Origin of the sequence: Cesiribacter andamanensis AMV16 (assembly GCF_000348925.1) — a bacterium.
In the GTDB taxonomy this organism is placed as follows: Bacteria; Bacteroidota; Bacteroidia; order Cytophagales; family Cyclobacteriaceae; genus Cesiribacter; species Cesiribacter andamanensis.
Genome location: NZ_AODQ01000018.1, coordinates 1 through 14,234, shown reverse-complemented (window position 1 = coordinate 14,234; position 14,234 = coordinate 1). Strand labels below are relative to the sequence as shown.

Genomic DNA, 14,234 nt, shown 5'->3' with positions numbered 1-14,234 from the left:
TGCTATACCGATAGGCTCAAATTTCATTACCTTTGCCAATTGATTTTACGGACAGTTAGGGATGAAAGAAAGACTCGACCTGCATAATTTACCCCGCCATATAGCCGTTATTATGGATGGAAATGGCCGGTGGGCAAAGAAGCAGGGCGCTGCCCGTGTATTCGGGCACAAAAACGCCATTCTGGCGGTGCGGGAAACCACTGAAAGCTGCGCCGAGCTGGGCATTCAGCATTTAACCCTGTATGCGTTTTCAACCGAAAACTGGAACAGGCCCCGTGCAGAGGTAAATGCGCTGATGGAGCTGCTGGTATCTACCATACGCAAAGAGATCAGCACCCTGCAGGATAACAATGTGCGCCTGAATCATATTGGCAACCTGCACGATCTGCCAACCGGCTGCCAGCACCAGCTGAATGAGGCAATGGCAGAAACAAAGAAAAATACAGGCCTTACCCTAACCCTGGCCCTTAGCTATAGCGGGCGCTGGGAAATTCTGGAAGCAGCCAAAAAGCTGATGCAGGCTGCCCGGGATGGCGTACTGGCTCCTGAAGCACTAACACCAGCACTCTTTGAGCAGCAGCTGACCACGCACGACATGCCCGATCCCGAGCTGCTCATTCGCACCAGTGGCGAAATGCGCATCAGTAATTTTCTGTTGTGGCAACTGGCCTATACCGAGCTCTACATCAGCGAGGTATTATGGCCTGATTTTCGGAAAGAGCACCTCTACGAGGCCATCTATTCGTACCAGCAGCGTGAGAGACGATTTGGAAAAACCAGTGAACAAATTAACCTGAGCAAACAGGGATGAGGAGGATATTATTATTCTGTATTGGGCTAGCCCTGCTGCCCAGTCTAGTACACGCCCAGGTGGGCCTGCGCCGTCAGAGCCGCACCCAGACCAGCACCGAGCTTAATTACGCCAATCCACAGGAGTACGAAATTGCCGACATAGCCATTACCGGCCTGTCTACGCTCAACGCAGAAGCCCTGATCTCCCTAACCGGCCTGCGGGTGGGCGACCGCATCCGCATCCCGGGCGATGCCATTACCAATGCCATTAACAAGCTCTGGGAGCAAGGCATTATCGGCGATGCCGGCATCTACATTACCAAAACAGAAGGCGACCGGGTATGGCTGGAAATAGCCCTGAGCGAACGTCCGCGCCTCTCGGGTTATGATGTGGAGGGGGTCAGCAAAACCCAGAGCAGTGATATCAAAGACCAGATCAAGCTTAACCGCGGCCGTGTGGTTACCGATGCCCTGCTGAAAAATACCGAGCTCAATGTACGCAAGTACCTTATTGAAAAGGGGTACCTGAATGCCACAGTAAAGATCACCCCTGAGAAAGATCAGAACCTCTCCAATAGCGTACGCCTGCGCATCCGGGTAGACCGGGGCAGAAAACAAAAGATCGATCAGATCAACTTTGTGGGCAACGAAAACCTGGCCGACTCCCGCCTGAAGGGCCGGATGAAAAAAACAAAAGAAAAGCCCCGCATTACCCTTTTCCAGGATCTGGTAGGCAGGGCCATTCGCCTGCGCCCCTCACACATCGGTCAGTTTTTCAGCAACAGCCGCGAGGTTGACGGGCAGGATATCAAAGATTACCTGGCTACTCATGTAAAGCCCAACTTCTTTAGCAGCTCCAAATTTGTGCGGCAGGAGTTTGAGGAAGACAAGAAATCAGTAATCGCCTTTTATAACTCCAAAGGCTACCGCGATGCCCGCATCATAGGGGATACGGTGTACCGCTCACCAAAAGAAAACCGCCTGGTGCTGGATGTGCAGGTAGAAGAAGGCCGCAAGTATTACTTCCGCACCATTGACTGGACCGGCAACTATGTACATACCGACAGTACCCTCAGCCGCATTCTGGCTATTGATAAGGGCGATGTGTACGATATGGAGCTTATTCAGAAAAAGCTTAACTACAACCCCGCCGGCCAGGACATCAGCTCGCTGTACATGGACAACGGATACCTGTTCTTCAGCATCCGTCCGGTAGAAGTAAAGGTAGAGGGCGACTCCATTGATGTGGAAATGCGCATACAGGAGGGTCCTCAGGCCACCATCAAGCGTATTATTGTAAACGGCAACGAGCGCACCAAAGACCATGTGATTATGCGGGAGATTCGCACCCTGCCGGGTGAGAAGTTCAGCCGTACCAATGTGATCCGTACCCAGCGGGAAATTCTGGCCCTTGGTTATTTCGATCAGGAAGCCTTTGGCATCAACCCCGTTCCCAACCCGGCCGATGGTACCGTAGATATTGAATACACCGTACAGGAAAAACCAAGTGACCAGATCGAGCTTTCGGCTGGCTGGGGCGGCCGGGGCCAGGGTGCCTATGGCGGCTTTATTGGTACGCTGGGTCTGGTGTTCAATAACTTCTCCATTCAGAACATCCTGAAGCCCAGTACCTGGGATCCCCTGCCCGTAGGCGATGGCCAGACGCTGGCCCTGCGAGGACAAGCCAGTGGCCGCCGCTTCCAGAGCTATTCCTTTACCTTCTCGGAGCCCTGGCTGGGCGGCAAAAAACCAAATTCCTTTTCGGTTAATCTGAGCCACTCCATCCAGCGCTACTATAACCAGACCACCCTGTTCCGTTTTGACGATCAGGCCTCCGGGCACCTGAAGGTAACCAACCTCTCGGTAGGCCTTGGCCGCCGGGTAAAATGGCCGGACGATTTCTTTGCCGTACGCAACACGCTCTCCTATCAGATCTATAACATCTATACCCGCCTGGATGCGGAGGGTAATCCGGTAAACAACTTCAACCCGGGGCAAATCATTGGTATTCAGAATGGTAATGCCAACAACATTACCTTTAATACTACCTTCTCCCGCAACAGCGTTAGTGCGCCTATCTATCCGCTCAACGGATCGTCCTATACCCTTACCGCCAGCTTTACCCCCCCTTACTCTGCCTTCAGCTCCACCAACTACAGTGATCTGGATCTGAGCGAGCGCTATCGCTGGGTAGAGTACCATAAGTACATGTTCGATGCTGAGACCTATACCTCCGTAATCGGCAAGCTGGTACTGAACACCAAGGCCAACATGGGCTTTATTGGTTCCTATGGCGGCGATGCCCCCATTGGTCCCTTTGAGCGCTTTGTGCTGGGGGGTGATGGCCTCTCCGGCCAGGCAGCCGGCTTTATCCTGGGGCGCGATATCATTGGTCTGCGGGGCTATACCAACAACTCCATCACGCCGCGGGACCAGAATGGCCAGATGATGGGCGGTATTATCTACAATAAATTTGCCCTGCAGCTGCGCTACCCCGTTTCACTGGCACCTTCGGCTACCATTTATGTGCAGGCCTTTGCCGAGGCGGGAAACAACTGGGCCAGCTACAGCGAGTATAACCCCTTTAAGCTTTACCGCTCGGCCGGTATTGGCGCCCGTATCTTTATGGCTGCTTTTGGTCTGATCGGTATTGACTGGGGCTATGGATTCGATCAGGTGCCGGGCCAGCCCGATGCCAGCGGACCACAGTTCCACTTCACTATTGGACAGCAAATCCGCTAATCCTATGGGCCAAAAAATAATATTTACACTTTTTTTCATTTTTTTGGCCTTGCCAAACGTGTTTGGCCAGAAATTTGGATATGTAGATACACAGTACATCCTGAACAAGATGCCGGAGTACAAAAAGGCACAGCAAGAGATACAAAAGGTAGCCCTTGCCTGGCAGGATGAGATCAAGGAAAAACAAAAGGAAATAGAAGCACTCTACAGTGCCCTGCGCACCGAAGAGGTGCTGCTGACCGAGGCCATGAAACAGGAACGCCTGGCGGCCATCAGGCAGCGGGAGCAGGAGCTTAAAGATCAGCAGACCAAGATCTTTGGCTATGAGGGTCTCTATTTTCTAAAGGAAAAGGAACTGATGCAAACGGTGCAGGAGAAAGTGTTTGAGGCGGTTGAGAAGGTTTCTGTGAAGCAAAAAATACAAGTAATGTTCGATAAATCCGGTCAGCTGGTGATGATTTATACAAATCCGGTGCACGATTATACTGATTATGTGTTGGAAGAGTTAGGATTAGGCGACAAAGACGATACCATTAAATAACCCACAAAACGCGATAAACATGAGAAACAAATTTGTAATGGCTCTAATGGCGCTGCTGCTGACAGGGTTGGGTGCCATGGCACAGACTGCAGCCACTCCTACCCCTGTAAAGATCGGATTTGCCAGCGTTAATTATATACTGAGCCAGATGCCCGAATACAAGCAGATTGAGCAACAACTGCAGGAGTTCCAGAAAAAACTTGAAGCCGAACAGCAAAAGAATATTCAGGACTTCCAGACCAAAGTGCAAAACTTTGAGAAGAATGGCGAAAACCTGACGGTAAAGCAGTTTGAAGATACCCGTCGCCAGCTTCAGCAGGAGCAGCAAAACCTGGAGAACGCTCCCCGCCTGATGCAGCTCAAATATGCACAGCGCGAAAACGAACTGCTGGGCCCTGCCTATGAAAAAATTCAGAACAATATTGATATTGTGGCGAAAGAAAACAACTACAGCCATGTGCTGAACTCAGAGGTAGCCGGTGTACCCACCCTGCTGTATGTATCTGACGAAAGCAACGATATATCTGACCTGGTACTGAAGAAAATGGGCATTACCCCCAAGCCAGTAAACGCTCAGAACTAAAATCTGTGCGGTTTTATTCCCAAACCCCGGCTGTATATAGCCGGGGTTTTTTTATTTTGTAGCTGTGCAACATCCACCTTATTTACAGCCGGGCGATACCATCGCCATTACCTCCACTGCCCGCTGGACAAATCCGGAAGCCCTGAGCCGCGCCATACGGCAGCTGCAGGACTGGGGCTTTCGGGTTGTGTTGGGCGCTCATCTGTACCGGCAGCACCAGCAATTTGCCGGCAGTGATGGGGAGCGCCTGCAGGAATTTCAGCGGCTGCTGGACGATCCCGCCATCAAGGCCATTCTGTTTTCCAGGGGGGGCTACGGTACCACCCGCATTATTGACCAGATCGACTGGACCTCTTTTATGACCCGGCCCAAGTGGCTGTGTGGCTTTAGTGATGTAACAGCCCTGCTCTGCCAGGCCTATCGGCTGGGGGTACAGAGCCTGCACTGTACCATGGCCGCCGGCTTTGATGATAAACCGGGCAGAGCGGCCAGTATTGAAAGCATTCGCCAGCAGCTGCTGGGCCAGCCCCTGCACATGAGCGCAGCGGCACACCCCCTGAACCGCACGGGCAGGGCAGCCGGGCCTCTGCTGGGCGGAAACCTCTCCCTGCTGGCTACGCTGGTGGGCACCCCTACGGAGCCCAAGTATGAGGGAGCCATTCTTTTTCTGGAAGATCTGGATGAGTACCGCTACCACCTGGACCGCATGATGGTGCAATTAAAGCGTGCCGGCCGCCTGGCACAGCTAAAGGGGCTGGTAGTAGGCCAGATGTCTGATATGCGTGATAATCCGGTGCCCTTTGGGCGGGAGGCCTACGAAATCATTCAGGAGCATGTGAGCGACTATGCCTATCCGGTAGCCTTTGGTTTTCCGGTAGGGCATGAGGCGCTCAACCTGGCCCTGCCGGTAGGGGCCCCGCTAGCCTTTGAAGTTTTTCCCACAGGTGCTAGTTTGCAGCACAATCCTCAGGCCTCTACCTACGTTTAGCATCCATGCGATATCTCACTATAGCCCTTTTGCCCCTGCTGTTGGTTCCTATACTGGCAGGAGCGCAGGTGCACCGCAGTTATACCCGCTCGGTTCCCGAGATGCAGTTTCTGCTAAAGAGCGCCTGGCAGTATACGCAGCTTCAGGAAAGTGGCTTTACGGCGGAGGGCCGCTCAGGATGGGCAGCGGGCATGGGGGTAAAACTGCCCTTTAGCCGCTTCTGGTGGATGCAGCCCGAGATCATGCTCAGCCAGCGGGCTGCGGCGCTCCAGTATCCCGAAACGGGCACTGGGCAAGTCTATACGGTTGCCTATACCTTTCGCTATGTAGAAATACCCCTGCTTCTCAATTTTAGAGCAAATGATATTATTGAGTTTCAGCTAGGGCCCCAGATGAGCACCCTTATTCGCAACAGTTCTGTAGCAGATGCCGGCGGGCAAAACCCCAACCTGCCCCCCAGTGAGCTCGGCCGCTGGGATATTGCCGCCGCTGCCGGACTGGAGCTTAATGTAAGTCCCCTGGCCTTTGGTGCGCGCTATGTACGGGGCTTCAGGGATGTGGCGGCCACCGACTTGGCACGCCAATGGCTGGGAAGCGGCCGGCTGCAAGGCCTGCATGTGTATGGGGCACTGGTGTTTTAAGATGTTTTTTTCAAAGCACACAGCCCCTGCCGGGCACAGGGGGGGTGAGTACATAAAAAAGGCAAGCTAGTGGCTTGCCTTTTTAGGTATATGTAAAGTATGAAGAGACAGGTGAATTACTCTGCTTTACGTGCCATAAAGTAGTAATGGTGATTATCGATGCTCAGAAAGCGGGTGCTTTTGCGCAGCAGGTTCTTAAGTTCCTGGTTGCTGGCCAGCTCTTCTTTGCTGTAAGCACCATTGATCAGCGGCTTCTCCTCGCTGTCGTAAATGTGAATATAAACGACATCCTGAAACCAGATGGTATGGTCCAGGGCAATGATCAGGCTTTCTTCTGTGGGAATAGCCGCTGCAAGACTGGAGGTAGGCTCAGTAGCCAAAACGGGCTTTTTCTCTGCTTTAAGCGGAGCGGCTGCTAAAAGTACCAGGGACAGGCTAAGGGCAAAAAATGTAGGTTTCATATGCGTAGAAATTAATAGTCTAATTTTTCGTACTGGAATTCTCATAAACACAAGCTGTGGTATGCTGCTTGTTTTTTTGTTTATTTCTAAGGCAAAATTAGATCCATTTAAAATGAGATACAAACCGTTCATATAAATTATCAAAGAAAGAATATTATATGTTTGGGTCGGGCGTGGTCAATCCATATTAGCCTTACCTGAGGGCTTATACCTATATATATTCTATGAAATAGAAATTATTAGAATATTATTTGTATGACTGCGGCAAAACTAATCATATAGCAAAAAATATTTTGTCTATAAATTTCAGAGCGCTTGCCGAAAAGAAGACTACTACAGAAGTAGTCTGGTGCAGGAGCCACCAGTCAAAAAGGGGGCTCCGTTGGCAGAAATTGAACAATTTACAGGGAGTAGCGGGAGTGGTAATAGGCGCAGAACGATTGCAGCACACAGGCCTCGCAGCGAGGAGCCAGAAAAGTGCAAATGCGCTGGCCATGCCAGAAAAAGTGCTTATGAAAGCTGAAGAGCACATCGGGATCTTTGGGCAGCATCTCCAGCAGCAGTACATGGGCCCGCTCGGCGGAGGTTTTGGCCGGTATAATGCCCAGGCGCTGGCTTACCCGGTGCACATGGGTATCTACCGGCAGTACCGGCATCCGAAAGTTAAAGAGCAGCACCAGACTAGCCGTTTTGGGACCCACGCCTGGCAGGCGCTTTAGCCACAGCAGCGCTTCTTCCGGACTTAGCTCTTTCAGGAAATCAACAGAGGCATCGCCCCGCTCGGCAATGATCTGCCGGAGGCTTTCCTGTATATAGGGCCCCTTCACTTCCGGAAAGCGTGCGGGCGCAATTGCCTCAATAACGTCTGCAAGGGGAGCATCCCGTATGGCCTCCCAGCTTCCGTAGCGGCTCCAGAGCGTATCAAAGGCCCGCTTTTCGCTGGCATAATCGGTGCGATGCGAAAGAATAGTGGCAATAAGCTGATGCAGGGCCGTTTTGCTGGATCCCGCCCGCTGCGGCCCATAGATAGCGGTGAGGACTTGCTGGCTCAGGGCCAGCTTTTCTTCCGGACTCATGCACAGGTGTACGCAGCTCCTGTGGCAGGGGTTTGGCCGGGCAGGAGGCAAGAACTACGGGAACTGCAGGGCTTAGACCGAATGAAAGGCAAAGAAGATCAGCCAGACCAGAAGAAGGATGGGCAGCAGAATGGGCAACGAGTAGCGAATGATGTAACCAAAGAAGGAGGGCATCTTAATACCGATCTGCTCGGCAATGGACTTCACCATAAAATTGGGACCATTGCCAATATAAGTCATGGCGCCAAAAAATACAGCAGCGATGGAGATGGCCATCAGGTCCATAACGCTATCATGGTAGAGCCCCTGTGAGAACCCTACCACCTCGGAGGGATTGCTCAGGCTGGCGCCTTTAGAGGCCATGGCAGCCGCCAGAAAGTTCAGGTAGGTAGGGGCATTGTCCAGAAAACCCGACAGGATGCCCGTGCCCCAGAAGAGCGTATTATGCGTAATGAGGGCCGCACCTGACTCTGACTGGGCAAAGGTACCCACCAGCTCCAGGGCTGGCATCATGGTGCCAAAGATGCCGATAAAGATAAAGGCTACCTCCCGGATGGGCTCAAAGTTAAAGTCATTGCCCGCAAGAGCCTCTTTGCTGGCAAAGCGGTACGAGAGAAAGGCTACCGACAGCAGAATAAGCTCCCGCACAAAGGAAAAGGTTTCGCCATGGTAATGGATACCCGGTACGTATTCCGGAAATATCTTGGGATCGATAAATACCGCTGCTATGACCACCGCCAGCCAGCCAAAGTTGCGCAGGCCCACCAGCCGCACTTTATTGGTATATACCACGTCTTCCACCACCTCATCCAGATGCTCCTTATTGCGGCTGTCAAACCAGTAGAAGATGGCGGACAGTACCAGCAGGGCAAAGAGCCAGGGCAGAAAGTTATGGGTAAGGGTCCAGAAGAAAGGTACCCCCTTCAGAAAACCCAGAAAGAGCGGCGGATCCCCAATAGGCGTAAGGCTACCCCCTATGTTGCTAACGATAAAGATGAAGAAGATGATGTGATAGGCCTTGATCCGGGTTTTATTGAGCCGGATAAAGGGGCGGATCAGCAGCATGGAAGCTCCTGTGGTACCAATCAGATTGGAGATAACGGCGCCCGTTAGTAGCAGGATCACATTGGCCAGGGGGGTAGACCGTTTGTCGATGTTAATCATGATGCCGCCGGAAGCTATGAACAGCGCCGCCAGCAGCGAGATAAACTGCACATACTCGGCCAGTGCATGAATTACCGAGGGGATGTTCAACAGATAAAAAACATAGTAGAAGATCACCAGCAGGGCCAGGCCTATGGCTACCATGGGATAGTACCTGTGCCAGAAATGCTCATAGAAGAGCGGACCGGTGGCAATCATGAGCAGTAGCAGCACAAACGGAATGACCGCCCAGGCCGGTGCGGTGGTAATGGGGTGGGCCTCCTCCCCTTCAGCCAGATGGATGGCGGCCTCCTCTTGTGCATCCTGAGCCTGCAGCAGCACAGAATCCTGTGCTTCCTGCTCCTGCACAGCAGCAGCGCCAAGGGCTGCAGGACTGGGTACCAGCGAACTAATAAGCAGGAACAGGAACAGAATATAGTGCTTCATGTAGGTGTTTAGACAGACGAAACAGAGTAGCCGGCAGAACGTACCGATGCCCGGGCAGAAAAATCGTGCTGTAACGCAAAAGCGCCCGGATGTTTCCGGGCTAAAAATAAGAATTACCTTATATCTCTACCACTAAAGGCCGGATTTTGTTCTGCCAGGGGGATTACTGGTGTAAATTTATAAGGTTTCGGGAAAAGACTAAAGAGATTACTAACGTTTAAACGTTAAAATTAACAATTCGGTAATACTGCTGCTAGACCAGCTGCTGTAGGGCTATCTCAAAGGCCGTACGGGCAAGGCCTGTGGGGCGGCTGTCCAGGGCATGTACCTCTTCCAGCGCCTTGCGGATGGTGTCAGAGGTATCGTGGAAGATGGCATCGTCGGTAACTTCTACTTCTCCCCCCATCAGATAGGCAAATACCCGGGCCATGCCACAGTTGGCAATAAAATCGGGGATGATGGCCACCTGTTCATCGGCATACTCCATGGTGGGGCCAAAGAAAATCTCCTGGTCTTTAAACGGCACGTTGGCGCCCGAGCTTACCACTTCCAGGCCGGCACGTTTCATGTGCTCTACCTGCTCGGTGGTGATCAGGCGGGATGCTGCGGCCGGAATAAAGATCTCGGCCGGCACATGCCAGATCTGGCGATTCACCTCCTCAAAGGAGAGCATATCCGGCGCATTGAGCATGTTGCGGTTACGGTTGATCAGCAACTGCCGCACTTCTTCGGCGGTATAGCCCTCCGGCTTGATAAGGCCGCCCACCCGGTCTATGATCCCCACAATCTTAACACCCGCATGGGCCAGGTAATAGGCCGCCGCAGCGCCTACATTGCCCCATCCCTGAATGATGGCCCGCTTGCCCTGCAGCTGCCCGCCCCAGAGCTCATAATAATGGCGCACCGATTCGGCCACGCCCCAGCCGGTGATCATGTCGGCTACGGTATATTTTTTTTCCAGCGCGGGGCTGTAATGGGCATCTTCCAGCACCTTGCTTACCCCCTGGCGCAGCTGGCCTACCTTCTGGATCTTCTGGGGTTCTGTGGCCGTGTAGTGGCCATTTACTACCCCTTCCTGCGGGTGCCAGAGCCCGTAATCTTCCGTAATGGGAATCACTTCATGAATTTCGTCCACATTCAGATCGCCCCCGGTACCGTAGTAGCTTTTCAGCAGGGGGATCACCGCCTTGAACCAGCGCTCCAATACCCCCTGCTTGCGCGGATCGGCAGGATCAAAGTTAATGCCTGATTTGGCGCCCCCGATGGCAGGACCCGAAACGGTAAACTTTACTTCCATGGTTTTGGCCAGTGATTCTACCTCATGCCGGTCCAGGCCCGGACGCATGCGCGTACCCCCTCCGGCAGCGCCTCCCCGCAGGGAGTTGATCACTACCCAGCCTTCGGCTTCGGTTTCAGCATCTTTCCATTCGAAAACGATTTCGGGGCGTTTGGTCTCGTATTTCTTGAGTAGTTCTTTCATGCTAAGAGAGGGCTAATTTTTTGGCCCTGCAAAGCTATAAAATATTATCATAAATGACCCCACCGCTGCTGTCTGAGCGGGCACCGGTTACACTGCTGAGACAGTTGGGCTCATTGCGCAGACGCAGAACCCCTAAAAAAGCAAAAATAAGGGCTTCCTTAAAGGCTATGGTCTGGGCATCGGGCAGCACCACCTCTATCCCAAAAGGCGCCAGGTGCTGGTCAATACGGTCTATCAGGTGCTTGTTGAAGGCGCCACCGCCGGTAGCGAGCAGCTTTTTTTGTTCCCCCTTGCCTTTGGGCATCAGCTGGCGGGCCGAGAGGGTAATCTGCTGGGCAATATGCTCACAAACGGTATAGAGCAGGTCCGGTACAGGTGCTTCGGTAGAGGCGATCAGGGGGAGCGCCTCGGCCTCTACCCACTCATAGCCCAGGCTTTTGGGGCCGGGCAGGGCATAATAGGGTAGGGCATTGAGCTGCTGCAGCAAGCCGGGCAGCAGCTGGCCGGATGCCGCCAGGCGGCCATCGGGATCATAGGGCTGGTCCATGCGCCGGGCCAGGTAGTTCAGCACCCCATTGGCCGGGCACACATCGTAGGCAATGCGGCTTGCCCCCTGCTGGGCCGAGATGTTGGCAATACCGCCCAGGTTAAGGCAGAAATCATAATCAGAAAAAAGCAGCTGATCCCCAATGGGCACCAGGGGGGCGCCATGTCCGCCCAGGGCTACATCCAGGCTGCGAAAATCATTTATGACCGGAATGCCGCAGGCCGCCATCATGCTAACCCCGGAGCCAATCTGTACTGTTAGCCCCTCCTCGGGCTGGTGAAAGACCGTATGGCCATGCGAGGCCACGGCCTGCGGCTGCACATGGTGGCGGTTCATGAACTGGCGCACCTGCTCGCCCATCCACCTGCCCAGGGCCCGATCGGTCTTAACAAAGGTAAGGGCATCGGCCTGCATAAGGTGAGCCAGGCGCTGCTGCCAGGCTTCTGTATAGGAGATTGTTTCGGCGGCCAGAACGGTATAGTCCCATTTGCCGGCCGCCGTACGGGTAAAGTGGCAGCAGGCAAGGTCCAGCCCATCCAGGGAGGTGCCGGACATGGCGCCCAATAGGGTATAGGAATTGATCATAGCGGCGGAATTCGATTAGGGATTAGCAGATACATCTACATCTATGCCCATTTTGGCCATCAGGGCGCTGGCATTAAAACTGCGGCAAATGCCCGGATCCAGTTTGTAGGTAAAGCGAATCTCCTGGCCTACTACTTCGCTGTTAAAGCTGTAGTTGCGCAGGCCGGCCCCGCTGGCGGTCTGGCCCAGGTCCAGGTCGTGGGTAGAGATGAGCCCGGAGGCATTGAGCCCCTGCAGCTGGCGGATGAGTGCGGCAGCCCCCTTGTGGCGGTCGGCCGAGTTGGTACCTTTCAGAATCTCATCCAGCAAAAAGAGAACCGGCAGCCCCGGCTGGGCATCGGGTGGCAGGGGGAGCTCCTGGGCAGGGAGCCCCCTGGTGCTGGTGTTTTGAATAGAGGAAGCATCCAGCAGGCGCAGCAGCTGGCGCAGCCGTTGCAGTTCGGCATAAAAGGAAGAGACATTTTCGGCCAGTGAATCCTGGGTGCGCATGCTGGTGAACACCTGCATGCGGCTAATGTGCAGACGGCGGGCACACACCGGGGCTCCAGCCTGGGCCAGAACGGCATTAATGCCCACTGTACGCAAAAAAGTGCTTTTGCCGGCCATATTGGAGCCGGTGATCAGGATCACCTCGCCCCGGCCCCGCAGCTCAAAATCATTGGTAACCCGGCCTTCGGCCAGCAGGGGGTGGCCCAGTGCCTCCGCTACAAACAGGTGCTCAGGTTTGGTGCTTACTTCCGGAAAGGCCCAGTCTGGCTCGGCAAAGGCCAGGCCGGCCAGGCTGTTGAGCGCTTCCCACTCATAGAGGGCCTTAAACCAGCTCTCCAGTTCGCCCTGTACTCCCTGTTTCCAGCGCTCTGCCTGCATCATCCAGTAGAGGTCCTGGAGAAAAAGCGTATTGAGCACCATATAAAAGCCGTTGCTGCGCGATTCCAGCCCATCCAGGATGCGGGAGAGTTCCCGGATTCGGGCAGAGGCTTTTGGCTTATCCCCATTGCCCAGGCTGGCCTGCAGGCTTTGCAGGTAGGGGCTTTGCCAGGGGGTATCTTCCAGCATCCGGAACATGCCGGCACTGCCTTTAAGCAGGCCCAGGCTGCTGTAGGCGGCCTCCTCGGCCAGCTTGGCATGGGGGGCCAGCCGAAAGACCACCAGGGCATTTACCAGGGCTGCGCCAATGATCCACCAGAAGGAGATGTCAAAAAAGATAAAGGCCAGAATCAGCAGCACCGTAGCCGGCGGCAGGGTGGCAAAGGCTACCCGGTAGCGGGTGCGGGGCAGTACTACATTGGGCAGCTGCAGCCATTCCTGTAGGGCATCCAGGCTGGTGTGGGGCTTGCGGTGGTACTGGCCCTGGGCCAGAAACTCCTGCCGCCAGTCCAGCAGCGGGGCCAGCTCCCGGGCAGCCTGCTGGCGGGCCTCAATATCTGCCACAGGCGCCGGAGCGCTCAGCCAGTAGGCCAGCATGGCTTCGCCGCCGGGGGTAGCGGCCCGGTTGAGCAGCTGAAAGAGCGACTGGCGGCCGCCCAGCACATCCAGATCGGGGTGGTAGGCATGCAGGGCCATGTAATGCTCCTGCCCGCTGGAGAGGCCCTCAAACTTATGATGCAGCCGCTGGATCTCCTGCTGGTTTATATCGGTAAGCGTCTGGCTGATGCCAAGGCGATCTTTGTACAGGCGGTGCTGCCGGATAAGGGCGGCAAAGATCAGGGGAGCTACAATCAGCAGGCCAATGACCCCCATACTGTAGCGCAAATTGGCCAGGTAAAAGAGAAGAATGAGTGCCAGCACGAAAAACACGATCCGCAGGGTGGCCCAGCTCCGCACCTTGTTGCGCAGAAGGGCTGTAGCCTGCTGATGGTGCTGAAGTTTTTCCTGGAAGTAGTGTTTGGGCGGATGGGGCGTCATAGAAAAATGAGGGGGCTCATTACAGGCATACAAAAAAAGTAACTCATTCGGGCGGGAAGGGTTATTTCCCACAGGCTAATTTAGCGGCTGGCGCCACCAATCCAAAAAAACATGAGTCATCCCGAATTTTTAGAGAATACATATTTTAAAAAAAAAGGCTCTGAAATTATTCAGGGGCCGTTTTTATTATCTAGAGTCGTCTTTGCGATGGAGCGTAGCGGAAGAAGCAATCTGGTTACTCTATGCTTGGATGCCAGATTCCTTCGTCGTACCTCCTCGGAATGACGAGCCTCTAGAAGCAAA

Annotated in this window: 12 protein-coding genes; 6 read left to right on the top strand and 6 right to left on the bottom strand. The window is 54.0% G+C overall.

Annotated features, from left to right (window positions below; genetic code table 11):
• The first annotated feature begins 61 nt into the window (after positions 1-61).
• From ADICEAN_RS05175 to ADICEAN_RS05150, 6 genes are all read left to right on the top strand, one after another.
• A complete protein-coding gene (locus ADICEAN_RS05175; protein WP_009194485.1) occupies positions 62-811 on the top strand; it encodes an isoprenyl transferase in 750 nt (249 codons plus the stop codon).
• Entirely contained in the window at positions 808-3,534 is a 2,727-nt protein-coding gene (locus ADICEAN_RS05170; RefSeq protein WP_009194484.1) for a BamA/OMP85 family outer membrane protein, read from the top strand. Before ADICEAN_RS05175 ends, ADICEAN_RS05170 begins: the two co-directional genes overlap by 4 nt.
• Positions 3,535-3,577: 43 nt before the next feature.
• Positions 3,578-4,075, top strand: a complete 498-nt coding sequence (locus ADICEAN_RS05165; protein ID WP_236612867.1) for an OmpH family outer membrane protein — start codon at positions 3,578-3,580, stop codon at positions 4,073-4,075.
• Between the two features lie 19 nt (positions 4,076-4,094).
• The gene (locus ADICEAN_RS05160; protein ID WP_009194482.1) at positions 4,095-4,658 is read left to right on the top strand and encodes an OmpH family outer membrane protein; all 564 of its coding nucleotides are present in this window, start codon (positions 4,095-4,097) and stop codon (positions 4,656-4,658) included.
• Between the two features lie 64 nt (positions 4,659-4,722).
• Complete coding sequence (locus ADICEAN_RS05155; RefSeq protein ID WP_009194481.1) at positions 4,723-5,646, top strand: S66 peptidase family protein; 924 nt, start codon at positions 4,723-4,725, stop codon at positions 5,644-5,646.
• 5 nt (positions 5,647-5,651) lie between these two features.
• On the top strand, positions 5,652-6,287 hold the full coding sequence (locus ADICEAN_RS05150) for a porin family protein (RefSeq protein ID WP_009194480.1): 636 nt from the start codon (positions 5,652-5,654) through the stop codon (positions 6,285-6,287).
• Positions 6,288-6,403: 116 nt separating this feature from the next.
• Here the strand turns inward: ADICEAN_RS05150 and ADICEAN_RS05145 are convergent, their stop codons facing one another.
• The 6 genes from ADICEAN_RS05145 to ADICEAN_RS05120 all read right to left on the bottom strand — a co-directional run bounded on the left by ADICEAN_RS05145 (position 6,404) and on the right by ADICEAN_RS05120 (position 13,931).
• Positions 6,404-6,748 carry a hypothetical protein gene (locus tag ADICEAN_RS05145; RefSeq protein ID WP_009194479.1) on the bottom strand — a complete coding sequence of 115 codons (345 nt, stop codon included), beginning with the start codon at positions 6,746-6,748 and terminating at the stop codon, positions 6,404-6,406.
• Between the two features lie 401 nt (positions 6,749-7,149).
• On the bottom strand, positions 7,150-7,824 hold the full coding sequence (locus ADICEAN_RS05140; RefSeq protein WP_009194478.1) for an endonuclease III domain-containing protein: 675 nt from the start codon (positions 7,822-7,824) through the stop codon (positions 7,150-7,152).
• Positions 7,825-7,896: 72 nt separating this feature from the next.
• Complete coding sequence (locus tag ADICEAN_RS05135; RefSeq protein WP_009194477.1) at positions 7,897-9,414, bottom strand: sodium:proton antiporter; 1,518 nt, start codon at positions 9,412-9,414, stop codon at positions 7,897-7,899.
• A 253-nt stretch (positions 9,415-9,667) separates the two neighbouring features.
• Complete coding sequence (locus tag ADICEAN_RS05130) at positions 9,668-10,894, bottom strand: Glu/Leu/Phe/Val dehydrogenase dimerization domain-containing protein (protein ID WP_009194476.1); 1,227 nt, start codon at positions 10,892-10,894, stop codon at positions 9,668-9,670.
• A gap of 34 nt (positions 10,895-10,928) precedes the next feature.
• Positions 10,929-12,026, bottom strand: coding sequence for an anhydro-N-acetylmuramic acid kinase (locus tag ADICEAN_RS05125; RefSeq protein ID WP_009194475.1), 1,098 nt, complete (start codon positions 12,024-12,026; stop codon positions 10,929-10,931).
• Positions 12,027-12,041: 15 nt separating this feature from the next.
• A complete protein-coding gene (locus tag ADICEAN_RS05120; protein WP_009194474.1) occupies positions 12,042-13,931 on the bottom strand; it encodes a MutS-related protein in 1,890 nt (629 codons plus the stop codon).
• Positions 13,932-14,234 lie beyond the last annotated feature (303 nt).